This is a genomic window from Streptomyces sp. 63XJN7_1_ISO-PGPR-S23-121 (assembly GCF_056173025.1).
This window is the reverse complement of sequence record NZ_CM149653.1, coordinates 192238-214896: the sequence shown is the minus strand read 5'-3', so window position 1 is coordinate 214896 and position 22659 is coordinate 192238. Positions and strand designations below refer to the sequence as shown.

Below are 22659 nucleotides of genomic sequence, written 5' to 3'. Positions count from 1 at the left end.
CCGGGCACCGCCCGGCCCGCCGGTCACGTACCGGCCAGCACTCCCGTCCAGTACACGGTCCCCGCGCACGCGTGGGGCACCGTGACCGCGGCCGGTCCCGAACCCGTCTCCGGGGTGTAGGACACCGTCACGCTGCCTTCGGCCGGCCCCTCCGTGGTGACCAACTGGGTCGTGGTGCCGGTGTCCCCGCCGGTGGAGGTGCCGGCGGTGGCGGTCGGGTCCCCGGTGGGCGTCGGGTCGGGCGTGGGATCGCCGGAGCCGCCTCCCGTGCCGCCGCCGGTGGTCGGACAGGTCTCCGAGGGGACCCAGGCGAACCGCACCTCGTAGGAGGCCCCGGACGCCAGCGTCCGCGGGGCCGACTCCAGCGACGGGTCGGGCAGCGCCGCCGCGGCGTCGCCGGCCGTGTGCCGGGCCGTGCCGATCCTGGCCGGGTCCGCCGCGCCCTGCGGGGTGACGGCCACGCTGCCGGGACCGGTGACGGTGCAGCCGTCCGGGGAGACGTTGGTGACGCGGAAGGAGCCGTAGACGGCGCCCGCGGAGTCGGGGTCGGCGCTGCTCGCGACGGCCGGGCCGAGCTGCTGCGCCAGGCACGCCGGGAGGTCCGCGGGACTGCTCGCGGAGGGGCCGGCGCCGGTGGCCGAACCCGTGGCGGCGCCGGTCTCCTCGTCCTTCGGCCGCTGCGTCGGGCCGGACTCCTCCTTGTCCTCGGTGCGCCCGGAGGAGCCGGCAATGCCGCTCTCGCCGCCCGCCGGGTCCTTCCCCTGGCTGGTGCCGCCCTGCGCCTGCGAGGCGTTGCCGGCCACGGACGGGTCGGCACCGGGGCCGGTGGACTTGGTCACGTGGACCAGGGCGGGGACCGCCGTGCCGATGAACAGGGCGGCGGCGGCCATGCCGACCACGGCCTGGCGCTTGCGGGCCCGCCGCGCCGGTACCGCCCGGCGGAGGAGGTCCAGGGTGCCGTCGCTCGGCTCCATGTCCCGCACGGCGCTGTGCAGCATCCTGCGCAGCGCCAGCTCGTCGGCGGCGAGCCCGGCGGGGCCCTCCGTGCCGGGGCCCTTGTCGGCGGGGCCGTCGTTCACAGTTCCGTTCCCAGCGTGCGTGTGCTTCGGCTCGTGCCCGGCCGGCTCGGCCGGTTCGTGGGCGTCGTGGCCCTCGCGGGCGTCGTCGGCGTCACGGCCCTCGGGGGCCTCGCTCCGTGCCTCGTTGCCGTCGCCGCTCATGCCGGCGCCTCCATGGCCACCCGGAGCGCCGCGATGCCGCGCGATCCGTACGCCTTCACCGAGCCCAGCGATACGCCGAGCGTCTCGGCGACCTGGGCCTCGGTCATGTCGGCGAAGTAGCGCAGGACCAGGACCTCGCGCTGGCGGCGCTGGAGTCCCTTCATCGCCTTGATCAGGGAGTCGCGCTCCAGCTGGTCGTAGGCGCCCTCCTCCGCGCTCGCCATGTCCGGCATGGGCTTCGAGAGCAGCTTGAGGCCGAGGATGCGGCGGCGCAGTGCCGAGCGCGAGAGGTTGACGACGGTCTGCCGCAGGTAGGCCAGCGTCTTCTCGGGGTCGCGCACGCGCTTGCGCGCCGAGTGGACGCGGATGAAGGCCTCCTGGACGACGTCCTCGCAGGACGCGGTGTCGTCGAGGAGGAGGGCGGCGAGACCGAGCAGCGACCGGTAGTGGGCGCGGTAGGTCTCGGTGAGGTGGTCGACGGTGGTGCCCGCCGCCACGACGTCCTCGGCGCCGTCACGCTGATTCGGTATGCGGGCCGGCCGCGCAGCGGGCATCGGCGCGATCACCGGCATGCCACCGGCCGCGCCGGCCGCACGGGGACGGACCGGCCGGACGGGGGCCCGCACGGCGGGACCACGCGCTGCGGTGAATTCGAGTACCTCTGCCACGCCAGTTGGACACGTCCGACCCCGTGAGGGTTGTACGTGCCGGGCGTCACGTTCCCGTGTCCGCCGGGCAGGTGTCCGACTGACGGTGCGTCATAGGCCCTCATCGTCCCGCTCTTCCCTTATGTCCCATGTGAACGAGCGTCCCCACGCCCGCTCCCGGCGCCCCCGCGCCGGTCGCGCGCCCCCGCGTCCTGGATGGGTGACCGCAAAGACGCTCCCCGCCCTTCGCACGGTTGCGGAGGGCGGGGAGGAAATCCTCTGATGTCAGGGCTGCCGGGTACAAGTGGTCCGGACCGACTTCCGGATCACATCTCGCTCATGGATCCTACAAAGCAACCCCACGGCGGCCAGGGCTTTTCGCGCGCCGCCCGGTCAGCCGAACTCGGCCGCGACCAGTTCGGCGATCTGCGCGGTGTTCAGCGCGGCCCCCTTGCGCAGGTTGTCCCCGCACACGAAGAGCTCGAGCGCCGTCGGGTCGTCCAGGGCCCGCCGCACCCGGCCCACCCAGGTCGGGTCGGTGCCGACCACGTCGGCGGGGGTGGGGAACTCACCGGCGGCCGGGTTGTCGAAGAGGACGACGCCGGGCGCGGTGGCCAGGATCTCGCGGGCCCGGTCGACGGTGACCTCGCCCTCGAAGCGGGCGTGCACGGTCAGGGAGTGCGTGGTGACCACGGGGACCCGTACGCACGTCACCGCCACCGGCAGCCGCGGCAGTCCGAGGATCTTGCGGGACTCGTCCCGCACCTTCATCTCCTCCGACGACCAGCCGTCCTCGCGCAGCGCCCCGGCCCACGGCACGACGTTCAGGGCGACCGGCTCCGGGAACGGCCCGGTGTCGTCGCCCACGGCCCGCCGCACGTCGCCGGGGTGGACCCCCAGCTCGGTGCCGGCCACGAGGGACAGCTGCCGGCGCAGCGTGTCCACGCCGTCCCGCCCGGCCCCGCTCACCGCCTGGTACGAGGAGACGACCAGCTCGCGCAGCCCGAACTCGGCGTGCAGCGCGCCCAGCGCCACGATCATGGACAGCGTCGTGCAGTTGGGGTTGGCGACGATGCCGCGCGGCCGCATCCGCACCGCGTGCGGATTGACCTCGGGCACGACGAGGGGCACGTCCGGGTCCATCCGGAACGCGCCCGAGTTGTCGACCACCACCACGCCCTTGGCGGCGGCGACCGGCGCCCACCGGGCGGCCACCTCGTCGGGGACGTCGAACATGGCGACGTCGACCCCGTCGAAGGCCTCCTCGGTCAGGGCCGTCACCTCGACCTCCTCACCGCGCACGGCGAGCTTGCGGCCGGCCGAGCGGGGCGAGGCGATCAGACGGATGTCACCCCAGATGTCCGCATGCTGGGACAGGATCTGGAGCATCACCGAACCGACGGCGCCGGTCGCTCCGACGACGGCCAGGGTCGGCCGTCCGGAGCGCCCGGCGCCCGGGATGTCGGACATCAGCGCCCGGTGCCTCCGTAGACGACGGCCTCGTCGCTGTCGGAGTCCAGCCCGAAGGCGGTGTGCACGGCGCGCACGGCCTCGTTCACGTCGTCCTTGCGGGTGACGACCGAGATGCGGATCTCGGAGGTCGAGATGAGCTCGATGTTCACGCCCGCCTGGGACAGCGCGGTGAAGAAGTCGGCGGTGACGCCCGGGTTGGTCTTCATCCCGGCGCCCACCAGCGAGATCTTCCCGATCTGGTCGTCGTAGCGCAGGGAGTCGAAGCCGATGCCGGGGCGGTTGCGCTCGAGCGCGTCGATGGCCTTGCGGCCCTCGGACTTCGGCAGGGTGAAGGAGATGTCCGTCAGGCCCGTGGACGCGGCGGACACGTTCTGCACGACCATGTCGATGTTGACCTGGGCGTCGGCGATCGCCCGGAAGATCGCGGCCGCCTCACCCGGCTTGTCCGGCACGCCGACGACCGTGATCTTGGCCTCCGACGTGTCGTGCGCGACTCCGGAGATGAGGGCCTGCTCCACCTGCTTTTCCCCTTGCTTGATCGGCTCGCTGCTGACCCACGTGCCCTGCAGTCCACTGAAGCTGGACCGCACGTGGATCGGGATGTCGTACCGGCGGGCGTACTCCACGCAGCGGTGGAGGAGCACCTTGGAACCGGAGGCGGCGAGTTCCAGCATGTCCTCGAAGGAGATCCAGTCGATCTTCTTCGCCTTCTTCACCACGCGCGGGTCGGCGGTGAACACGCCGTCGACGTCGGTGTAGATCTCGCAGACGTCCGCGTCGAGCGCGGCGGCGAGCGCGACGGCCGTGGTGTCCGAGCCGCCCCGGCCCAGCGTGGTGATGTCCTTGCTGTCCTGGCTGACACCCTGGAAGCCGGCCACGATGGCGATGTTGCCCTCGTCCACCGAGGTGCGGATGCGGCCCGGCGTGACGTCGATGATCCGGGCCTTGTTGTGGACCGAGTCGGTGATGACTCCTGCCTGGCTGCCGGTGAACGACTGGGCCTCGTGCCCCAGGTTTTTGATCGCCATGGCCAGCAGGGCCATGGAGATACGCTCTCCGGCGGTCAGCAGCATGTCGAGCTCGCGCCCGGCGGGAATCGGGGAAACCTGCTCCGCGAGATCGATCAGCTCGTCCGTCGTGTCGCCCATCGCGGAAACGACGGCGACCACCTGGTTGCCGTTCTTCTTCGCTTCCACGATCCGCTTGGCGACGCGCTTGATGCCCTCGGCATCGGCTACGGAGGAGCCTCCGTACTTCTGCACGACAAGGCCCACGTGCGCTCCTCGCTCATCCGTCTGTTTCCGCACGTACGTACCTGTACTGCGGTCGGTTCATTCTATCGAGCGTCCGAAATCCCCCCTTGCGGTATCGCATGGTGAGACCGGGTACTCGCTCAGGCTGGCTCATGCCCAGGAGGACCCGGGTCACTCGGGAAAGTGCCCTGTGTCACACGTTCACAAAAGCCATGGTGTGCCCCGACCGGCACGTCCCGCACGCCTGCTTCGCCCTCTCGGGCGGGTGCCCCTACTTGACCGGACGGAGGCCCAGGGGGCCCGCGATCTCCTGCACCATGACCCGGCCGGCCTCCCGCTCCAGGGCGTCGTCACCGACGTCCTGGTCGGTGTCGAGGCCGTCCAGCTCCTCGAGGGGCTGGTTCAGACGGACGTGGGCGACCACCGACTGGAGCGCCCGCAGGGTCGCCGAGGCCGTGGAGCCCCAGTTGGAGAAGTAGGAGAACTGCCACCACCACAGGGCCTCCGTGGTGCGGCCCGCCTTGTAGTGGGCCATGCCGTGGCGGAGGTCGGTGATGACGTCGGTGAGGTCGTCGGAGATGCGGGCCGGGACGGGGGCCCTGCGCGGCTCGTAGGGGTCGAAGACCTCGGAGTAGACGTCGATCGGTTCGAGGAGACGGGCGAGGTTCTCGCGGAGCTCGTCCACGTCCAGCTCCGGGCCCAGGTCGGGCTCGTACCGCTCGTCGGGGACGATGTCCTCGTGGGCGCCCAGGCGCCCGCCGGCCAGCAGGAGCTGGGAGACCTCCAGGAGGAGGAAGGGGACGGCCGAGTCCGGTTCGTCACCCTTGGCCACTTCCGTGACCGCGACCAGGAAGCTCTCGATCTGGTCGGCGATCTGGACCGCGAAGTCGTCGGGGTTGTGGTCGGTGGCGTGCAGCGTGGCGTCAGACATCTAGGAGTCGTCTCCCCTCGAAGGCGCGGCCGAGGGTCACCTCGTCCGCGTACTCCAGGTCGCCACCCACAGGGAGGCCGCTGGCCAGGCGGGTGACCTTGAGGCCCATGGGCTTGATCATGCGGGCGAGATACGTGGCCGTGGCCTCGCCCTCCAGATTCGGGTCCGTGGCCAGGATCAGTTCCGTGACCGTGCCGTCCGCCAGGCGCGCGAGCAGCTCACGGATCCGCAGGTCGTCCGGGCCCACTCCGTCGATCGGGCTGATCGCGCCGCCGAGCACGTGGTAACGGCCGCGGAACTCGCGGGTGCGCTCGATGGCGACGACGTCCTTCGGCTCCTCGACCACGCAGATGACGGAGGGGTCACGGCGCGCGTCGCGGCAGATGTTGCACCGCTCCTCCTGCGCGACGTTCCCGCAGGTCGCGCAGAAGCGGACCTTGGCCTTGACCTCCATGAGCGCCTGGGCGAGGCGCCGGACGTCGGTCGGTTCCGCCTGAAGGATGTGGAAGGCGATCCGCTGCGCGCTCTTGGGACCGACGCCGGGCAGCCGCCCCAGCTCGTCGATGAGGTCCTGGACCACGCCTTCGTACAACGGACTGCCGTCCTTCCTGAGGTTCCTGCACTACGTACGGTAGAGGTCCCCGGCCCGTCTTAGAAAGGCAGGCCCGGGATGCCGCTGCCGCCCAGGCCCTGGGCGAGGGGGCCCAGCTTCTGCTGCTGGAGGCTCTGCGCGTTCTCGTTGGCCGCCTGCACGGCGGCGACGATCAGGTCGGCGAGGGTCTCGGTGTCCTCCGGGTCCACCGCCTTCGGGTCGATCCGGAGACCGCGCAGCTCGCCGGAGCCCGTGACGGTGGCCTGCACCAGGCCCCCGCCCGCCTGTCCGTCGACCTCCGTCTGCGCCAGTTCCTCCTGCGCCTTCGCGAGGTCCTGCTGCATCTTCTGGGCCTGCTGGAGCAGCTGCTGCATGTTGGGCTGGCCACCACCGGGGATCACGTTCAGCTCCTGTCACCGCTGTCGCCGCGCCGCCGCGGCGGGTTGTTTCCCGTTCGGCACGAGCCTACGTGGTCCGGGCGGCCCTCGCCCAAGCACTCTTTCGAGTGACTGTGGCGCGCGTCCTCTACCTGATCAAGGCCCTCTTCCGGGCGGAGAAGCGGCCGAAACCGGTTCCGCGCCACCCATTGGGCGGTAGGAAGGATCCGGCGCGTCAGCCTCGGGTGCCGCCCGAGCGCGGCGGCGTCGTCACGGACGGTGAGCAGTAGGGAGTGCCGGGTGGGTCAGCCGGAGATGCAGCCCGAGGGGCCGCCGCAGGACGGGCCGCGCGGCGAGGGCCCTGCCGCGGCCGCGGCGTCACCGGGCGACGACCTGGCCGGACGGGCGCTGCCGCTCGGCGACTGGGCGCTGCCCGCGGAGCGGCTGGACGAGCTGTACCGGTGGGTGGAGCGGGGTGCGCTGGAGACGGCGGCCTGGTATCTCACGGACCGGGTGTGGAAGCGGCGGGGGGCACGGCTGTTGCGGGGCGGGACCGCGGTGGGGGCGCTCGCCGGGGCGGTGCTGCCGCTGCTGGACATGACGGGGGTCGCGGGCGGGGGCGCGCCCTGGGGGTATCTCGCGCTGCTGCTCGGGGCGGCGTGCGTGGCCGGGGACCGGTACTTCGGGGTGACCTCCGGGTGGATGCGGGACGTGGCGACGGCGCAGGCGGTGCAGCGGCGGTTGCAGGCGCTGCAGTTCGACTGGGCGTCGGAGAGCGTCCGGGAGGTGCTGGGGCCGGCGGACGGGACGGCGAGTGAGGCGGCCGAGCGGTGCCTGGGGGTGCTGCGGCGGTTCACGGAGGACGTGACGGAGCTGGTGCGGGCGGAGACGGCCGACTGGATGGTGGGTTTCCGGAGCGGGGCGGCGCCGTTGGGGTTGCAGGTGGTGGGGGACGGCGGGGGGCGGCCGGACGCGGGGGCGGGGGTGCCGGGGAGGTTTTCCGTGGCGCCGAACGGGGCTCGGCCGAACATGCCTCGGCAGCGGCCGCCCGAGCCGAGGTGAGGGGCGGGGGCCTGGGGGTTCCTGTGGTGGGCCGGTGTTCGGGGGTGCCCTGTGCTGGTGCGGGGCGGGGGTGGGTCGCTCTGCCCGGCGTTGCGGGGTGCCTCCCCCACTCTCGGCTTCGCTCGAGCGGGGGGACCCCCACCGCCCACCCGTGCCGCCCCTGGGGGTACCTCCCAGGCCGTTCAGGCACTGGGGGAGGCACGACTGCCCGCAGCTGGGACGGCGCGACTGACACAGCTGGGGCGGCACGACCGACCGTAGCTGGGGCGGGGTGGCGGGCCTCTACTCCGGGGTGTAGGTCAGGGATTCTCCTGTTGTGGTGTTGGTGCGGGTGAGGGTGCCGTTCGGCTGGACGGTGACCTCGGTGGGTTCTCCCGGGGTGCAGGACGAGGCCGGGCCCGTCGTCACCGTGGAGGGGCCCAGGCGCAGGGGGCCGTCGGTGCCCGGGTCGGTGGTCAGGTCGGCCTCGAAGACGCAGTGGTAGGTGCCGTTGCCGGCGGGTCCGTCGGCGACGAGGGACATGACCGTGTCGCCGGCCTCGCCCTGCTGGATGGTCAGCCGGCGGGTGTGCACGCCGGAGGCGTTGTCGATGGTCGTGGCCCATGTGCCCAGGTACGCGGCCGGGACCGTGCCGTCCGGGGACGTCGGGGTGTCCGCCGGGCTCGGCGTGCCGTCGGTCGGGGCCGGTCCGGCCGTGTCGGTGCCCGGGGTCTCCGGGGCGGTCGACGCGGTCGTCGGATCGCCGCCGGCCCCGTCGTCGTCCTTGCCGCCGCTCATCAGCGCGTAGACCGAGCCGCCCGCCCCGAGCGCGACGACGAGGGCGACGACGCCCAGCAGCGCGGTGGAGCGGCCCCTCCGGGACGGTTCCCGCGGAGGCGGGTAGGGCGCCGGTCCGTACGGCGTGGTGCCGCCGGGCGCCGGCCCGTAGGGCGGGGTAGAGCCGAGGCCGCCGTACGGGTGGTGCGGCGGCACACCCTGCGCCCCGGGCGGCTGGATCCAGGGCGGTGCGGGGGCGTAGCCGTGCGCGGGCGGCGGGGAGGGGTGCGGTTGCGGGTGGCCGGACGCGGGCGCGGGGCCAGCGGGCGGGGGCGCCGGGGTGCCCGGGCCGCCCACCACGAGCGTGGGGAGGTGGTTCGCCGGCGCGCCGCTGCCCGGCTGCCGCGGGGGCGGCGGCGCCTGGGCGGGGTCGCCGGGGCCGGCCGCGGGTGTCTGCCCCGGTGACCCGGCCCCGGCGGCGGACCCGGCCGCGGCGGATCCCACGGCGGGCGGCGACGCCGGTACCGGCGGGACCGCGCCTCCCGCGCCTCCTGCGCCTCCCGCGGCTCCCGCGGCTCCCGCGTCCGACGGGTTCTCCGGGTTCTCCGTGTCCAGCAGCCGTACCGCGTGCCGGCCGAGCTGGGCCACCAGCGCACCGGGCAGCCACGGGTCCGTGGACCGGCCCTGCGAGACGGTGTCCTGCGCGCCCGTGCGTTCCAGCACCGCGGCGAGGGAGGGACGGGCCGCCGGGTCCTTCCTCAGGCAGTCGCGGACCAGGTCGGCGATGCCCTCGGGCACGCCCTCCAGACCGGGTTCCTCCTGGGCGATGCGGAACATCAGCGCGTGCACGCCGCTGTTGGCGGTGCCGAAGGGCAGGACGCCGGTGGCGGCGTAGGCGAGGACCGAGCCGAGGCAGAAGACGTCGCAGGCGGGCGTGATCCGGTCGCCGCGCACCTGCTCGGGCGCCATGAAGCCGGGCGAGCCGACGAGCGCGCCGGTGCGGGTGAGCCCGCCGTCGGTCACCGTCTCCAGGGCCCGCGCGATGCCGAAGTCGATGACGCGGGGGCCGTCGATGGTGACGAGCACGTTGGACGGCTTGAGGTCGCGGTGCACGATCCCGGCGGCGTGGATGTCCTGGAGGGCGTGCGCGAGCCCGGCCGCCAGGATCCGTACCGAGCGCTCCGGGAGGGCGCCGTGGTCGTGCCCGACGACCTGCTGGAGGCTGGGCCCGGCGACGTATCCGGTGGCGACCCACGGCACGGCGGCCTCGGTGTCGGCGTCCAGCACGGGCGCCGTCCAGTACCCGCCGACCCGGCGCGCGGACTCGACCTCCTGGCGGAACCGCTGGCGGAACTCCTCCTGTGCGGCCAGTTCCTCGCGCACCAGCTTGACGGCGACGGTGCGTCCGCGGTCCGACCGGGCGAGGTAGACCTGACCCATGCCGCCCGCACCGAGCCGTCCCAGCAGCCGGTAGGCCCCGATGTGCTGCGGGTCCCCGCCCCCGAGCTCTTGCATGTTGCGCCGCCTTCCCCCCGCACGTGAGCAACATCCCGAGGATAGTGCGGGGCGGCACCGCGGGGCGCGGACGCTGTGTCTACGGTTCCGTAACAAGCGCGCGCGAGACAGCGGCCCGGTCCGCGCCGCGTGGACAACCTGTCGTGGAAAGCCCCCGACCGCAGACAGGACGCCGATTCCTTTTCCGCATCGCGGACATCTACCCTCGGCCGCATGACCCTTCAGCCCAATCCCCAGGCCGGCGCCGCCGTGAAGGCCGCGGACCGCGCGCACGTCTTCCACTCCTGGTCCGCCCAGGAGCTGATCGACCCGCTCGCCGTCGCGGGCGCCGAGGGGTCGTACTTCTGGGACTACGACGGCAAGCGCTACCTCGACCTCGCCAGCGGTCTCGTCTACACCAACATCGGCTACCAGCACCCCAAGGTCGTCGCCGCGATCCAGGAGCAGGCCGCGCGGATGACGACGTTCGCGCCCGCGTTCGCCGTCGAGGCCCGCGCGGAGGCCGCGCGGCTGATCGCCGGGCGGACGCCGGGCGACCTGGACAAGATCTTCTTCACCAACGGCGGCGCGGACGCCGTCGAGCACGCCGTGCGCATGGCGCGGCTGCACACCGGGCGGCCGAAGGTGCTGTCGGCGTACCGCTCGTACCACGGCGGCACCCAGCAGGCCATCAACATCACCGGCGACCCGCGCCGCTGGGCCTCGGACAGCGGCACGGCCGGTGTCGTGCGCTTCTGGGCGCCGTTCCTGTACCGCTCGCGCTTCTACGCCGAGACCGAGGAGCAGGAGTGCGAGCGGGCGCTGGAGCACCTGGAGTCGACGATCGTCTTCGAGGGCCCGGCGACGATCGCGGCGATCATCCTGGAGACGATCCCGGGCACGGCGGGGATCATGATGCCGCCGGCGGGCTACCTGGCCGGGGTGCGCGAGCTCTGCGACAAGTACGGGATCGTCTTCGTCCTGGACGAGGTCATGGCCGGCTTCGGGCGCACCGGCACCTGGTTCGCCGCGGACCTCTACGACGTCGTGCCGGACCTGATGACCTTCGCCAAGGGCGTGAACTCGGGCTACGTCCCACTGGGCGGCGTCGCGATCTCCGCGCGGATCGCCGAGACGTTCGCCGAGCGGCCGTACCCCGGCGGGCTGACGTACTCCGGGCACCCGCTGGCCTGCGCCGCCGCCGTCGCCACGATCAACGTGATGGCGGAGGAGGGCGTAGTCGAGCACGCGGCACGACTCGGCGCCGAGGTCGTCGGGCCCGCGCTGCGGGACCTGGCCGAGCGCCACCCCAGCGTCGGCGACGTGCGCGGCACCGGCATGTTCTGGGCGCTGGAGCTGGTCAGGAACCGGGAGACCCGGGAGCCGCTGGTGCCGTACAACGCGACCGGCCAGGACAACACCCCGATGGCCGCGTTCTCCGCCTCCGCCAAGGCCCACGGCGTGTGGCCGTTCGTGAACATGAACCGGACCCACGTGGTGCCGCCGTGCAACATCGGCGAGGCGGAGCTCAAGGAGGGCCTGGCGGCGCTGGACAGGGCACTGTCCGTGGCGGACGAGTACACGGAGTAAGCACCGCCGTACGGCCGGCCTCGCGGGCCCCCGGGGCGCGTAAGGTGACGTGCTCGTACACGCTGGACAGGTGTACGAGCACGCCGCCCGCACCCTACGAGGAGACGTTCGACCATGCCCGGCCCCAGCGGCGCCGTGACACGCAGCACCCTGCGGCGCCAGATCGCCGACGCGCTCCGCGACGAGGTGCTGGCCGGACGGCTCCTGCCCGGGCAGGAGTTCACCGTCAAGGAGATCGCCGAGCAGTACGGGGTGTCCGCGACGCCCGTGCGCGAGGCCCTGGTCGACCTGTCCGCACAGGGGCTCCTCGACACCGACCACCACCGCGGCTTCCGCGTGCACGAGTACTCCGTCGCCGACTTCCGCGGCATGATCGAGGCCCGCAGCCTCGTCACCGACGGGATGTTCGTCGCCCTCGACGAGGACCACCAGGGCCTGCGCTTCCCCTCGGGCCAGCGGCTCGTCGCCGCCCTCTCGGGGGTGCGCCGCCGCGGCGAGGAGGCCCAGCGCGCCGCCGTGGCCGGGGACCTCACCGTCCTCATCGGCTACGACCTGCGCTACTGGCGGGAACTGGCGCTTCTGTTCGGCAACCCCTACCTCTCCGACTTCCTGCACCGGCTGCGCCTGCAGAGCTGGGTGTGCACGGTGCGGCACCTGCGCCGGCTCGGCGACCCGCGCGGTGCCCTGTGGTCCGGGCACACCGAGCTGGTCGACGCCCTCGCCCGCCGCGACGCCCCGGCCGCCCGCGCCGTCGTCGACGCCTACAACGCCCACTCCCTCGCCCTCATCGAGCGGATCACCGGGGAATGAGCGGCCGGCGAATCCGGCGGGACGACCGGCGCCGACGTGTCGTGGCGCGGCCCCAGATGGGTATGGGACCCGCACGTACCGCGCACCGACTACGCTTCCTTGACCACTGTGCTGTGTGAGGAGCACTCTTTTGGCCTGTGACCTGTGGCTGGTACCGCTCGTCGACATCCTGTGCCACACGCCGGACAACCCGTTCGCCGAGGAACTCGCGCAATACGACAAGGTGCTCGCCGAGGCGGGCCTGCCGCCGGTGCCGGTGTACCAGTACATGCCGGGCCTGTCCGGCGAGGTCGCCCCGGTCGCCGGCTTCGACTACGACGCGCTGCACTTCCTGCGCCGGGCGTACCTGCTCCAGGTGTGCGGGCTGCCGGTGACTCCGGTGGACGAACTCGGCGGGGACTACGAGCAGTTGCTGGAGATGTTCGAGGCGACGGCCCAGCAGTCGCACCTGGTCTGGCACTACGACCACGCGGGGGCCTACGTCCCGGTCGACTTCCCGCATCCGCTGTCCAGCGACGAACTCCTGGAGAACGGCGGCCCGTTGGGGTCGTCGCACACCCTCCTGCGGGAACTGGAGGCCGTCGCCCCGGCCCTCGGCATCGACCCGGCCAACCCGCCGGCCACGCCGCAGCCGCCGCTCGCTCCGACGGAGCTGGAGGAGCCCGCCGTGGCGGCGCCGTACGATCCCAGCCCCTTCGCCCGCGAGCGCCATGTGTGGCTGGGGCTGCACGCGGCGGCCACGCGGAGCCTGGCACAGGGGTCGATGATCGTCTTCAGTTGACCGGCCGGACCGGCCGGCGCGGATCAGCGCATCTGCGAGAGCCCCTTCGCCAGGTCGTCGCCGTTCATGATCGGGCAGACCTCGACCTCGGCGCTCATCTCGGTGAAGAACCGCTCGTTGAGCACGGGGAGTTCGGAGCTGTCCTGCATGTCGAAGAAGAGCAGCGCCGTCCGCCGGCCGTCCAGGGCGCCGAAGTACGCCGCCTCCGGCTTGATGTGCTCGAGGGTCTCCCGCATCACGTCGGACATCCTGCCGCTGCGGACGAGCTCGTTGGCCCGCTCCGTGTCCAGCGTCGCCTTGAGCATCACGCGCATCGCACTCACCTTCTCCTGCCGACGCGACGTGTACGGCCAGCCTATGCCCGCCGGGAGGCCCGTGCCCCTCGGCCCGGCACGGCGCCGGAGGTCAGCGGACCAGGGAGATCCCCGGTGGCCAGAGCACGCCTTCGGCCAGCAGCAGCGACGGTCCCAGATGCACGGGGCACACCCTCAGCGGTGCCCGGCGGTGCCGGGCGACCTCGAAGCGGACGGGGTCGCCGCAGCTCCCGGGGTCGCCCTCGGCGCCGTACGGGCCCTGGCAGGAAGCGGCACGGTCGCGGTCGGTCATGTCCCCGATCCCACACCGTGCCGGGGGCTGCCGCCCGGCCGGGAGGGCCGAACGGCAGCCGGGAGGACCCGGTGGGCCTACAGGAACGAGTTGATCTCGATCGTCTCGGTCCGGCCCGGGCCCACGCCGATCGCGGAGATCGGGGCGCCGGACATCTCCTCGAGCGCCTTGACGTAGGCCTGCGCGTTCTTCGGCAGGTCGGAGAAGGACTTCGCCTTGCTGATGTCCTCGCTCCAGCCCGGCAGCATCTCGTAGACCGGCTTCGCGTGGTGGAAGTCGGACTGCGAGTAGGGCAGCTCCTCGACGCGCTTGCCGTCGATCTCGTACGCCACGCAGACCGGGATCTGCTCCCAGCCGGTGAGGACGTCGAGCTTGGTGAGGAAGAAGTCGGTCAGGCCGTTCACGCGGGTGGCGTAGCGGGCGATCACCGCGTCGAACCAGCCGCAGCGGCGGTCACGGCCGGTGGTGACACCGCGCTCGCCTCCGATGCGGCGCAGCGCCTCGCCGTCCTCGTCGAACAGCTCCGTCGGGAACGGGCCGGCGCCGACGCGGGTCGTGTACGCCTTGAGGATGCCGATGACCCGGCTGATCTTCGTCGGGCCCACGCCGGCGCCGGTGCAGGCGCCGCCCGCGGTCGGGTTCGACGAGGTCACGAAGGGGTACGTGCCGTGGTCGATGTCGAGGAGCGTGCCCTGGCCGCCCTCGAAGAGGACCACCTTGTCCTGCTCCAGGGCCTGGTTGAGGACCAGGACCGTGTCGGCGACGTACGGACGGAGCTTCTCCGCGTAGCCCAGCAGCTCTCCGACCACCTGGTCGACGGCGATCGCGCGCCGGTTGTAGAGCTTGGTGAGCATCTGGTTCTTGACGTCGAGCGCCGCTTCGACCTTCTGGGTGAGGATCGACTCGTCGTAGAGGTCCTGGACGCGGATGCCGACGCGGTTGATCTTGTCGGCGTAGGTCGGGCCGATGCCGCGTCCGGTGGTGCCGATCTTGCGCTTGCCGAGGAAGCGTTCCGTCACCTTGTCGACGGTGACGTTGTACGGCGTGATGATGTGCGCGTTACCGCTGATCAGGAGCTTGGACGTGTCGACGCCTCGCTCGTTCAGCCCGCTCAGCTCGGAGAACAGGACCGACGGGTCGACGACGACGCCGTTACCGATGACCGGCGTGCAGCCGGGAGACAGGATTCCGGAAGGGAGCAGGTGAAGGGCGTACTTCTGGTCGCCCACGACTACCGTGTGGCCGGCGTTGTTGCCGCCCTGGTAGCGCACCACATAGTCGACGGAACCACCGAGCAGGTCCGTCGCCTTTCCCTTGCCTTCGTCACCCCACTGAGCACCGAGCAGCACAAGTGCGGGCACGCGCGTACACCCCTTCCGGGCGGGGCATGTCCATGGTCGAGGGCGTACGCGGAGGTCTCCGCCGCGTACACCGCGACCGTCGTTGGCCGCCAACCGTCGGACCGGATGCCCCGGAATAGACGAAGCCCCTGGCGCAATAGCGCAAGGGGCTCTTGCACAAAGATGCTACCCGAGGAAGCGAGGCATGGCCGAGGTGGCGACTTCCGCGAGATCATCCGCGACGCCCGATCAGCTTCTGGTGGTCGTCGATCCGGTCGCCCGGCGGACGGACGGCGAGTCCGTCCGGATCGCGAAGGACGTGCTCGGCGCGGGAGTGGCGCACACCAAGGTGTGCCTGCCCCAGGACCCGGAGGAGTTCGCGCGGGCGTTGCGGAGGCGGGGTTCCCGGCACCCCGTCGTGATCGGCGACGACCGGGCGCTGCTACGGGCCGTCACGCTGCTGCACCGGCAGCGGGAGCTGGCGGGGTGCGCACTGTCGGTGGTGCCGGTGGGGCCGGTGCTCGGCCTCGCCCGGTCGCTCGGGCTGCCGACGGGCGCGGTGGCGGCGGCGCGGGCAGTGCTGGACGGGGCGGTGCGGCGGCTCGACCTGCTCGTCGACGACAGCGACGGGGTGGTGCTGGGCGAGGTGGGCATCCCGCCGGCCCCGGGGCGCGAGGACGCGGAGGCCGACGCCGGCGCGCACGCCATGGCCCGCCCCTGGCTGCGGACCTGCCAGTCCCTGGTCCGGACGCTGGCCCCCGCGCGGCCGGCCCGGGTCGCCGCCGGCCCCGGCACGGCCGGCCCGGCCCGGCTGCGGGTGGAGGTCGACGGGGTCACGCTGGTGGATCTGGACCGGCCGGTCGAGGCGGTGTCGGTCCTGCCGGGGTCCGGGGGGCTGGCCGAGGTGGAGGTGCGTCCGCTGTCGGCGGGCGCGGAGACGGCACCGCTGACGGCGACGGGGCGGACGGTGACGGTCTCGGGGGCGCACTACCGGTACCGGGCCGACGCGGTGGTCTCGGGCCCGGTGCGGACGCGGACGTGGGTGGCGCGGGAGGGGGCGTGGGGGCTGACCCTGCCGGAGCGCCCGGTGCCCTAGCCGGGGCCGAAGGTCTTCTCGCGGTGCTCGCGCCAGCGTTCCATCATGGCCGCGATCTCGCCGTCGACGAACTCGAAGAAGGCGAGCGTCTCGGCCATGCGGCGGCCCGCCGGAGTGCCGGCGCCGAGGCTGGTGACGCCCTCGCGCAGGGCGCTCTCCCACCGCTTGAGGACCGCCTCGCGGCTGGTCAGCGCCTCGTACCACTGGTTGCTGTGCACCCGGTACCGCTCCCGCCGGGAGCCGGGTTCCCGCTCCCGCGACACCATGTGCTGCTGGGCGAGGTAACGGACGGCCCCCGAGACGGCAGCGGGGCTGACCCGGAGCTGCTCGCCCAGTTCGGCGGAGGTCAGGGAGCCCGAGTCGGAGGCGAGCAGCGCGGCGAACACCCGGGCCGGCATGCGCTGCATCCCGGCCTCGACGAGCTGCGCGGCGAAGCCCTCCACGAACCTCGACACCGCCTCGGGGTCGCGCCCCGGCTCCCTCGCATCCGCTTCTTCCGTCATCGTCCGATCATCCCTCACGACCCTGACGGTTTCTTAACTTCACAAACTTCTGAACGAAGCGTACTTTCCGAATCATGACGAAGGCAATCAGCGTCTCCGGACTGCACAAGTCGTTCGGCCGGACGCACGCGCTGGACGGCCTCGACCTGGATGTCGAAGCCGGCGAGGTCCACGGCTTCCTCGGCCCGAACGGGGCCGGGAAGTCCACCACCATCCGCATCCTGCTCGGCCTGCTGCGCGCCGACTCGGGCGCCGCACAGGTACTCGGTCGCGACCCGTGGGCCGACGCCGTTGAGGCCCACCGCCGGATCGCGTACGTACCCGGCGACGTGACGCTGTGGCGCAACCTCTCCGGCGGCGAGGTCATCGACCTCTACGGGCGGCTGCGCGGCGGCCTCGACACCCGGCGCCGGGCGGAACTGGTCGAGCGGTTCGAACTCGACCCGACCAGGAAGGGCCGTACGTACTCCAAGGGCAACCGGCAGAAGGTCGCGCTGGTCGCCGCCTTCGCCTCGGACGTGGACCTGCTGATCCTCGACGAGCCGACCAGCGGTCTCGACCCGCTGATGGAGGAGGTCTTCCAGCGGTGCGTGGCCGAGGAACGGGACCGGGGCCGCACGGTCCTGCTCTCCTCCCACCTGCTGAGCGAGGTCGAGGAGCTGTGCGACCGGGTCAGCATCATCCGCAGGGGGCGGACCGTGGAGAGCGGTTCGCTCGCCGCCCTGCGCCACCTGACCCGGACCAGCGTGACCGCGGAACTCGCCGGCGCCCCGGACGGCCTGGCCCGGCTGCCGGGCGTGCACGGCCTCGACGTCCGGGGACGCCGGGTGCGGCTCCAGGTCGACAACGACCGGCTGGACGCGGTGCTCAGGTCCCTGACCGAGTCCGGCGTGCGGTCGCTGACGTCGACACCGCCGACGCTGGAGGAGCTGTTCCTGCGGCACTACCGCGCCGGGGCGGCCGGGGAGGTGGCACCGCGATGACCACCACGACCGTCACCACGGCCTTCGCCGCCCGGTCCGGCGGCTCCCGCCACCTGACCGGCACCGGGACGCTGCTGCGGTTCGCCCTGCGTCGCGACCGGGTGCTGATCCCCGTCTGGGCCGGGGTGAACGCGCTCATGGTGCTCTCCATGCCGGGCACCCTCCAGGGCCTGTACGGCACCCCGGCCGAGCGCGCCGGCCTGGTGCGGCAGACGGAGGCCACCGCCTCCCTGCGCGCGATGGTCGGCCCCGTCTTCGACGACTCGCTCGGCGCGCTCACGGCCTGGCGCGTCGGCGTCTACGCCGCCGCCCTCACGGCCGTCATGAGCCTGCTGGTCGTCGTCCGCCACACCCGCGACGAGGAGGAGAGCGGCCGGCAGGAGCTGGTCGCGTCCGGGGCGGTCGGCCGCCGTGGCCCGCTGACCGCGGCCCTGCTGGCGGCGGCGGTCGCGAACGGCGTCCTGGCGGTCCTGGTGGCCGCCGGGCTGGCCGGGCGGGGAGCGGCCGGCGCGGTGGCCCTCGGCCTCGGGATCGCGGGCGTCGGGATGGTCTTCGCCACGGCGGCGGCGGTCGTCGCACAGCTCACGGAGAGCGCGCGGCTCGCCCGGGGGCTGACCGCGTCCGTGCTGGGCGGCGCCTTCGTCCTGCGCGCGGCGGGCGACGCGGCCGAGCACGACGGTTCGTCGGTGCTGACGTGGCTGTCGCCGCTGGGCTGGCTGGAGAACCTGCGGGCGTTCGCCGCCGAGCGGTGGTGGGTGCTGATGCTGATCGGCGGCGCGGCCGTGGCACAGGGCGCGGTGGCCTACGGGCTGGCGGGGCGCCGGGACCTCGGCATGAGCTTCCTGCCGGCCCGGCCCGGCCCGGCGCACGGCCGCCTGGCCACGGCCGGCGCGCTGGCCTGGCGGCTCCAGCGGGGCGGCGTGCTCGGCTGGAGCACCGGGTTCCTCCTCGCCGGGGTCGTCTACGGCGGGCTGACGGAGGGCGCGGCCGATCTGGTCGGGGACAACGAGCGGGCCCGCGCGGTCGTCGAGCGGATGGGCGGGCAGGCCGGGCCGGCGGACGCTTTCGTGTCGGCGATGGTCGGGATGCTCGGGCTGGTCGCCGCGCTGTACGTGGTGGCGTCGGTGCTGCGGCTGAGCGGTGAGGAGACGTCCGGGAGGGCGGAGCCGGTGCTCGCCGGGGCCGTGGGCCGGCTGCGGTGGGCCGCCGGGCACCTGGTGATCGCCTTCGGCGGCGCGGCCCTCCTCATGCTGCTCGCGGGGCTCGGCTTCGCCGCCGGGTACGGCAGGGACGCCGGGGCGATCCTGGGCGCGTGTCTGGTGCAGGTGCCCGCGGTGTGGGTGGTCGGCGGGGTGGCGGTGCTGCTCCACGGGGTGCTGCCGCGGGGCGCGGTGGCCGCGTGGGGGGTCGCGGGAGCGGTGCTGCTGCTCGGGTGGGTCGGGCCGGCGCTGGACGTGCCCCGGGGGGTGCTCGGTCTGTCGCCGTTCGGGCATCTGCCGAAGGTGCCGGGCGGGGCGATGAGCTGGCCGCCGGTGCTGGTGCTGACGCTGCTCGCGGGGGTGCTGGTGGGTGTGGGGCTCGCGGGGCTGCGGCGCCGGGACGTCGCGGGGTGACCGTCCGTCGGTGCGCGGCGGGGTGGGTGCGCGGGCCGGCGCTTGCCGGTGCCTCCCCCACCGCCCACCCGTGCCGCCCTGGGGGTACCTCCCAGGCCCTTCAGGCACTGGGGGAGGCACGATTGCCCGCGGCTGGGGGGGCTCAGGTGGTTCCCGCGCTTGCCGGGTGCCGCAACGCCCGCCGTTGCCGCCCCTGCGGCACGACTGCCCGCGGCTACGAGGGCTTCATGTGGTCACCTGCAGTGCCTTCAGGCCTCGCATCACGAAGTTCGGTCTGCGTTGTGGTTCCTCGGCCAGGGAGAGGCCCGGGGCACGGGTCAGCAGGGCGGTCATCGAGGCCGCCAGTTCGAGGCGGGCCAGGGGGGCGCCGATGCAGTAGTGGATGCCCGCGCTGAAGGAGATGTGGGGGTTGTCGCGGCGGGTGAGGTCGAGGCGGTCCGGGGCGGTGAAGACGGCCGGGTCGTGGTTGGCGGAGCCGAACAGCATCGCGATCTCCGCGCCGCGCGGGATCGTCGTCCCGTCGATCTCGATGTCGTCCAGCACCCAGCGTTCGAAGAGCTGGAGCGGGGTGTCGTAGCGCATCAGCTCCTCCACGGCGGAGGGGATCAGCGAGTGGTCCGCGCGCAGCGCCGCCAGCTGGTCCGGGTGGCGGAACAGGGCCAGCCAGCCGTTGACCGTCGCGTTGACCGTGGCCTCGTGGCCCGCGTTCAGGAGCAGGACGCAGGTCGAGATCATCTCCTGCTCGGTGAGGCGGTCGTCGTCCCCGTCGTGCGCCGCGATCAGACCCGAGATCAGGTCGTCGCCCGGCTCCTCGCGGCGGGCCGCGATCAGTCCGCGCAGGTAGTCGGAGAAGTCGAGCGACGCGCGGACCGCCTTCGCCGCCGTCTCCCCGGACGGGTTCAGCTCGTACATCCCGCAGATGTCCGCCGACCAGGGGCGCAGCGGCGCCCGATCGGACTCCGGGATGCCCAGCATCTCGGCGATCACCGCGACCGGCAGCGGTTCCGCCACGTCGGTCAGCAGGTCGCCGCCGCCCGCCGCCACCAGCCGGGCCACCAGGCCGTCCGCCAGCGCGTGCACGTAGGGCCGCAGCCGCTCCACCGTGCGCGGGGTGAACGCCTTCGACACCAGGCGCCGGATGCGGGTGTGGTCCGGCGGCTCAAGGTCGAGCATGCCGTGGTCGTTGAGCGTGTGGAACGGCTCGTGCTCCGGCGGGGGCGCGGTGCGGCCGAAGTCCTCGTGGGTGAAACGGTGCCGGTAGGTGCGGCCCAGCCGGCGGTCGCGCAGCAGCGCCGAGACGTCCGCGTGGTGCGGGACCAGCCACTGGTCGGTGGGCTCGTAGTAGTGCACGCGGCCCCGGGCCCGCAGCTCGGCGAAGGCGGGGCAGGGGTCGGCGACGAAGTCCGCACTCCACGGATCGAAGGCTGCCATGGCCGGACGCTAGCGCGGCCGGACCGTCCCTGACCAGGGCCGCCGTTCAGCCCGGGGTCACCAGGCGGGCCTCGTAGGCGAAGACGGCCGCCTGGGTGCGGTCCCTCAGGCCGAGCTTCACCAGGATCCGGCTGACGTGCGTCTTGATCGTCGACTCGGCGACCACCAGGCTCTCGGCGATCTCCCCGTTCGACAGGCCCTGCGCGATCAGCACCAGCACCTCCGTCTCCCGGTCGGTGAGGTCGCCGTACGCCCCGTGCGCCGACGGCAGCGCGCGGGGACCGTCGGACAGCTTGGAGAACTCGGTGATCAGGCGCTTGGTGACCGACGGGGCGAGCAGCGCCTCGCCGGCCGCCACCACCCGGACCCCGTCGGCCAGTTGGCGGGCCGAGGCGTCCTTGAGGAGGAAGCCGGAGGCACCCGCGCGCAGCGCCTGGTACACGTACTCGTCCAGGTCGAAGGTGGTCAGCACGAGCACCTTCGCCGCGCCGTCCGCGGCGATGATCCGCCGGGTGGCGTCGATGCCGTTCAGCTCGGGCATGCGGATGTCCATCAGGACGACGTCCGGGGAGAGTTCGCGGGCCTTCTCGACCGCGTCCCGGCCGTTGACCGCCTCGCCGGCGACCTCGATGCCGGGCATCGCGTTCAGCAGGACCGAGAAGCCCTCGCGCACCATCATCTGGTCGTCGGCGATCAGGACCCGGATCGTGCGGTCGGTCATGCGTCACCTTCGCTCACGGCGGTGACCGGCAGGAACACCGCCACCTCGTACCCGCCGTCGCCGGTCGGGCCGGCCGTCATCTCGCCGTTCAGCATCGACACCCGCTCCCGCATGCCGGTGATGCCGTGCCCGGCGCCGGGCGAGGGCTTGACCAGGGACGGTTCGGGCACCGGGTCGTTGACGATCCTGAGGCCCAGGCCGCCCAGGACGTAGGAGACCTCGACGCGGGCGGTGGCGCCGGGCGCGTGCCGCAGGGTGTTGCTGAGCGCCTCCTGCACGATCCGGTACGCCGACAGCTCCACGCCGGGCGGCAGTTCGCGCACCGCGCCGGTCACCGCCCGGTCGACGGCGAGGCCCGCGTCGCGCACGTTGGCGAGCAGTGCGTCCAGGTCGGCGAGCGTGGGCTGCGGGGCGTCCGGCGCCTCGTAGTCCTCGGCGCGGACCACACCGAGGACCCGGCGCAGCTCGGTCAGGGCCGCCACCGCGTTCTCCCGGATGGTGGCGAAGGCCCGCTCCAGCTCCTCGGGCGGATGCTCCACCCGGTAGGGCGCGGCCTCGGCCTGGATGGCGACCACCGACATGTGGTGGGCGACCACGTCGTGCAGCTCCCGGGCGATGGTGGTGCGCTCCTCCAGCAGGGTGCGCCGGGACCGCTCGTGCGCGGTGACCGTCCGCTGCGCGGTCACCTCCTGCCGGGCCTCGCGGCGGACGTGCCGGACGGCGACCAGCAGCAGCGCCAGGGCGGAGAGCACCAGCATGAGCGCGGAGGTGTTGAACCTGCCGTCGCCGACCAGGGTCTGCACGACGAAGGCGTAGGCGGCGGTGAGCACCCACATCCACGCGGCGGTGCGGGGCCGGGTGCGTATCGCCACGATCACCAGCACCGCCAGGTGGCAGATGAACGCGCCGGGCTGCCACGGCCATTCGCCCAGGCTGCCGTCCAGCAGCGCGACCAGCGGCGTCGCCGCCATCGACATCCAGAAGGCGCCGACCGGCCGGAACAGCGTGGCCAGCACCGGTGCCGCGCACACCAGCCCGCTCAGCAGGGCCACCGGCCCGGTCAGGGAGCCGTCGGCGACGGACCCGCCGAACATCGCGATCAGGGCCACGGCCGCCACCACCGAGTGCGGCAGGCGGGCGGCGTACCCCCGCGACCTGCCGGTGAGCCGACGGGTCAGCGGGCCGTCCGTCGCCATCGGCGGCAGCGGACGGCAGGCGAAGGCGTCGTGGAACAGGTCCTGGCGCAGTCCGCTCAGGGCGTCCATGGCCAGCCGGTACTCGGGGCTGCGCGCGCCGCCACTCCCGGAGGGGACGGTCCGTGTCTGGGTCGTCTCGGTCACCCGGTAAACGGTAGGCGCGGCTTGGGCCGCGGTCGTCAGC

The 22659-nt window shown here is 73.2% G+C and carries 22 protein-coding genes; 7 read left to right on the top strand and 15 right to left on the bottom strand.

Annotation, left to right across the window (positions count from 1 at the left end):
* Window positions 1-23: 23 nt before the first annotated feature.
* From AC0VYN_RS01015 to AC0VYN_RS00985, 7 genes are all read right to left on the bottom strand, one after another.
* Window positions 24-1220, bottom strand: a complete 1197-nt coding sequence (locus AC0VYN_RS01015; RefSeq protein WP_475534374.1) for a hypothetical protein — start codon at window positions 1218-1220, stop codon at window positions 24-26.
* Window positions 1217-1792, bottom strand: coding sequence for a SigE family RNA polymerase sigma factor (locus tag AC0VYN_RS01010; protein WP_475534373.1), 576 nt, complete (start codon window positions 1790-1792; stop codon window positions 1217-1219). Before AC0VYN_RS01010 ends, AC0VYN_RS01015 begins: the two co-directional genes overlap by 4 nt.
* A 468-nt stretch (window positions 1793-2260) precedes the next feature.
* Window positions 2261-3337, bottom strand: coding sequence for an aspartate-semialdehyde dehydrogenase (locus AC0VYN_RS01005; protein WP_475534372.1), 1077 nt, complete (start codon window positions 3335-3337; stop codon window positions 2261-2263).
* Complete coding sequence (locus AC0VYN_RS01000) at window positions 3337-4614, bottom strand: aspartate kinase (protein WP_385468438.1); 1278 nt, start codon at window positions 4612-4614, stop codon at window positions 3337-3339. Before AC0VYN_RS01000 ends, AC0VYN_RS01005 begins: the two co-directional genes overlap by 1 nt.
* A 250-nt stretch (window positions 4615-4864) precedes the next feature.
* Window positions 4865-5524, bottom strand: coding sequence for a DUF5063 domain-containing protein (locus AC0VYN_RS00995; RefSeq protein ID WP_475534371.1), 660 nt, complete (start codon window positions 5522-5524; stop codon window positions 4865-4867).
* Window positions 5517-6116: a recombination mediator RecR gene (gene recR, locus AC0VYN_RS00990; protein WP_385468432.1), complete on the bottom strand. Its 600-nt coding sequence runs from the start codon at window positions 6114-6116 to the stop codon at window positions 5517-5519. Before recR ends, AC0VYN_RS00995 begins: the two co-directional genes overlap by 8 nt.
* A gap of 59 nt (window positions 6117-6175) precedes the next feature.
* Window positions 6176-6517 (bottom strand): YbaB/EbfC family nucleoid-associated protein, encoded by a 342-nt coding sequence (locus AC0VYN_RS00985; protein WP_451688663.1) that lies wholly within the window; start codon window positions 6515-6517, stop codon window positions 6176-6178.
* Between the two features lie 276 nt (window positions 6518-6793).
* On the opposite strand from AC0VYN_RS00985, the gene AC0VYN_RS00980 reads away from it, so the two are divergent.
* Window positions 6794-7555 (top strand): SLATT domain-containing protein, encoded by a 762-nt coding sequence (locus tag AC0VYN_RS00980; protein WP_475534370.1) that lies wholly within the window; start codon window positions 6794-6796, stop codon window positions 7553-7555.
* Between the two features lie 282 nt (window positions 7556-7837).
* Here AC0VYN_RS00980 and AC0VYN_RS00975 read toward each other — a convergent pair whose 3' ends face one another.
* Window positions 7838-9826, bottom strand: coding sequence for a serine/threonine-protein kinase (locus AC0VYN_RS00975; RefSeq protein ID WP_475534369.1), 1989 nt, complete (start codon window positions 9824-9826; stop codon window positions 7838-7840).
* A gap of 213 nt (window positions 9827-10039) precedes the next feature.
* Here AC0VYN_RS00975 and AC0VYN_RS00970 point away from each other — a divergent pair, with 213 nt between their 5' ends.
* From AC0VYN_RS00970 to AC0VYN_RS00960, 3 genes are all read left to right on the top strand, one after another.
* The gene (locus AC0VYN_RS00970) at window positions 10040-11395 is read left to right on the top strand and encodes an aminotransferase class III-fold pyridoxal phosphate-dependent enzyme (RefSeq protein WP_475534368.1); all 1356 of its coding nucleotides are present in this window, start codon (window positions 10040-10042) and stop codon (window positions 11393-11395) included.
* Between the two features lie 114 nt (window positions 11396-11509).
* Complete coding sequence (locus AC0VYN_RS00965) at window positions 11510-12205, top strand: GntR family transcriptional regulator (protein ID WP_475534367.1); 696 nt, start codon at window positions 11510-11512, stop codon at window positions 12203-12205.
* 130 nt (window positions 12206-12335) lie between these two features.
* Window positions 12336-12986: a hypothetical protein gene (locus AC0VYN_RS00960; protein WP_385468414.1), complete on the top strand. Its 651-nt coding sequence runs from the start codon at window positions 12336-12338 to the stop codon at window positions 12984-12986.
* Window positions 12987-13009: 23 nt separating this feature from the next.
* Here AC0VYN_RS00960 and AC0VYN_RS00955 read toward each other — a convergent pair whose 3' ends face one another.
* The 3 genes from AC0VYN_RS00955 to AC0VYN_RS00945 form a co-directional block, all read right to left on the bottom strand.
* Window positions 13010-13300 (bottom strand): hypothetical protein, encoded by a 291-nt coding sequence (locus AC0VYN_RS00955; protein WP_475534366.1) that lies wholly within the window; start codon window positions 13298-13300, stop codon window positions 13010-13012.
* 91 nt (window positions 13301-13391) lie between these two features.
* Entirely contained in the window at window positions 13392-13592 is a 201-nt protein-coding gene (locus AC0VYN_RS00950; protein WP_385468408.1) for a hypothetical protein, read from the bottom strand.
* A gap of 77 nt (window positions 13593-13669) precedes the next feature.
* Window positions 13670-14953: an adenylosuccinate synthase gene (locus AC0VYN_RS00945; protein ID WP_475534365.1), complete on the bottom strand. Its 1284-nt coding sequence runs from the start codon at window positions 14951-14953 to the stop codon at window positions 13670-13672.
* A 184-nt stretch (window positions 14954-15137) separates the two neighbouring features.
* On the opposite strand from AC0VYN_RS00945, the gene AC0VYN_RS00940 reads away from it, so the two are divergent.
* The gene (locus tag AC0VYN_RS00940) at window positions 15138-16028 is read left to right on the top strand and encodes a diacylglycerol kinase family protein (RefSeq protein WP_475534364.1); all 891 of its coding nucleotides are present in this window, start codon (window positions 15138-15140) and stop codon (window positions 16026-16028) included.
* On the opposite strand, the gene AC0VYN_RS00935 is transcribed toward AC0VYN_RS00940, so the two are convergent.
* Entirely contained in the window at window positions 16025-16531 is a 507-nt protein-coding gene (locus AC0VYN_RS00935) for a GbsR/MarR family transcriptional regulator (protein WP_475534363.1), read from the bottom strand. The two genes, AC0VYN_RS00940 and AC0VYN_RS00935, sit on opposite strands and share 4 nt — an antisense overlap.
* 74 nt (window positions 16532-16605) lie before the next feature.
* Here AC0VYN_RS00935 and AC0VYN_RS00930 point away from each other — a divergent pair, with 74 nt between their 5' ends.
* Together AC0VYN_RS00930 and AC0VYN_RS00925 are read left to right on the top strand one after the other, a co-directional pair.
* Window positions 16606-17514, top strand: a complete 909-nt coding sequence (locus AC0VYN_RS00930; RefSeq protein ID WP_475534362.1) for an ABC transporter ATP-binding protein — start codon at window positions 16606-16608, stop codon at window positions 17512-17514.
* Window positions 17511-19127 (top strand): ABC transporter permease, encoded by a 1617-nt coding sequence (locus AC0VYN_RS00925; protein WP_475534361.1) that lies wholly within the window; start codon window positions 17511-17513, stop codon window positions 19125-19127. The genes AC0VYN_RS00930 and AC0VYN_RS00925 overlap by 4 nt, the downstream gene beginning before the upstream one ends.
* Window positions 19128-19352: 225 nt before the next feature.
* On the opposite strand, the gene AC0VYN_RS00920 is transcribed toward AC0VYN_RS00925, so the two are convergent.
* The 3 genes from AC0VYN_RS00920 to AC0VYN_RS00910 are packed head-to-tail and all read right to left on the bottom strand — an operon-like array spanning window position 19353 to window position 22658.
* A complete protein-coding gene (locus AC0VYN_RS00920; RefSeq protein ID WP_475534360.1) occupies window positions 19353-20558 on the bottom strand; it encodes a cytochrome P450 in 1206 nt (401 codons plus the stop codon).
* A gap of 46 nt (window positions 20559-20604) precedes the next feature.
* A complete protein-coding gene (locus tag AC0VYN_RS00915; RefSeq protein ID WP_475534359.1) occupies window positions 20605-21279 on the bottom strand; it encodes a response regulator in 675 nt (224 codons plus the stop codon).
* Window positions 21276-22658 (bottom strand): sensor histidine kinase, encoded by a 1383-nt coding sequence (locus AC0VYN_RS00910; RefSeq protein WP_475537052.1) that lies wholly within the window; start codon window positions 22656-22658, stop codon window positions 21276-21278. Before AC0VYN_RS00910 ends, AC0VYN_RS00915 begins: the two co-directional genes overlap by 4 nt.
* Between the last annotated feature and the right edge of the window lies 1 nt (window position 22659).

What these genes read in the sequence shown, in the direction of transcription:
- AC0VYN_RS01015 (WP_475534374.1), bottom strand. Translation starts at nt 1,220, where the DNA reads ATGAGCGGCGACGGCAACGAGGCACGGAGCGAGGCCCCCGAGGGCCGT.
- AC0VYN_RS01010 (WP_475534373.1), bottom strand. Translation starts at nt 1,792, where the DNA reads ATGCCGGTGATCGCGCCGATGCCCGCTGCGCGGCCGGCCCGCATACCG.
- AC0VYN_RS01005 (WP_475534372.1), bottom strand. Translation starts at nt 3,337, where the DNA reads ATGTCCGACATCCCGGGCGCCGGGCGCTCCGGACGGCCGACCCTGGCC.
- AC0VYN_RS00995 (WP_475534371.1), bottom strand. Translation starts at nt 5,524, where the DNA reads ATGTCTGACGCCACGCTGCACGCCACCGACCACAACCCCGACGACTTC.
- AC0VYN_RS00975 (WP_475534369.1), bottom strand. Translation starts at nt 9,826, where the DNA reads ATGCAAGAGCTCGGGGGCGGGGACCCGCAGCACATCGGGGCCTACCGG.
- AC0VYN_RS00970 (WP_475534368.1), top strand. Translation starts at nt 10,040, where the DNA reads ATGACCCTTCAGCCCAATCCCCAGGCCGGCGCCGCCGTGAAGGCCGCG.
- AC0VYN_RS00965 (WP_475534367.1), top strand. Translation starts at nt 11,510, where the DNA reads ATGCCCGGCCCCAGCGGCGCCGTGACACGCAGCACCCTGCGGCGCCAG.
- AC0VYN_RS00955 (WP_475534366.1), bottom strand. Translation starts at nt 13,300, where the DNA reads ATGCGCGTGATGCTCAAGGCGACGCTGGACACGGAGCGGGCCAACGAG.
- AC0VYN_RS00950 (WP_385468408.1), bottom strand. Translation starts at nt 13,592, where the DNA reads ATGACCGACCGCGACCGTGCCGCTTCCTGCCAGGGCCCGTACGGCGCC.
- AC0VYN_RS00940 (WP_475534364.1), top strand. Translation starts at nt 15,138, where the DNA reads ATGGCCGAGGTGGCGACTTCCGCGAGATCATCCGCGACGCCCGATCAG.
- AC0VYN_RS00935 (WP_475534363.1), bottom strand. Translation starts at nt 16,531, where the DNA reads ATGACGGAAGAAGCGGATGCGAGGGAGCCGGGGCGCGACCCCGAGGCG.
- AC0VYN_RS00930 (WP_475534362.1), top strand. Translation starts at nt 16,606, where the DNA reads ATGACGAAGGCAATCAGCGTCTCCGGACTGCACAAGTCGTTCGGCCGG.
- AC0VYN_RS00925 (WP_475534361.1), top strand. Translation starts at nt 17,511, where the DNA reads ATGACCACCACGACCGTCACCACGGCCTTCGCCGCCCGGTCCGGCGGC.
- AC0VYN_RS00920 (WP_475534360.1), bottom strand. Translation starts at nt 20,558, where the DNA reads ATGGCAGCCTTCGATCCGTGGAGTGCGGACTTCGTCGCCGACCCCTGC.
- AC0VYN_RS00915 (WP_475534359.1), bottom strand. Translation starts at nt 21,279, where the DNA reads ATGACCGACCGCACGATCCGGGTCCTGATCGCCGACGACCAGATGATG.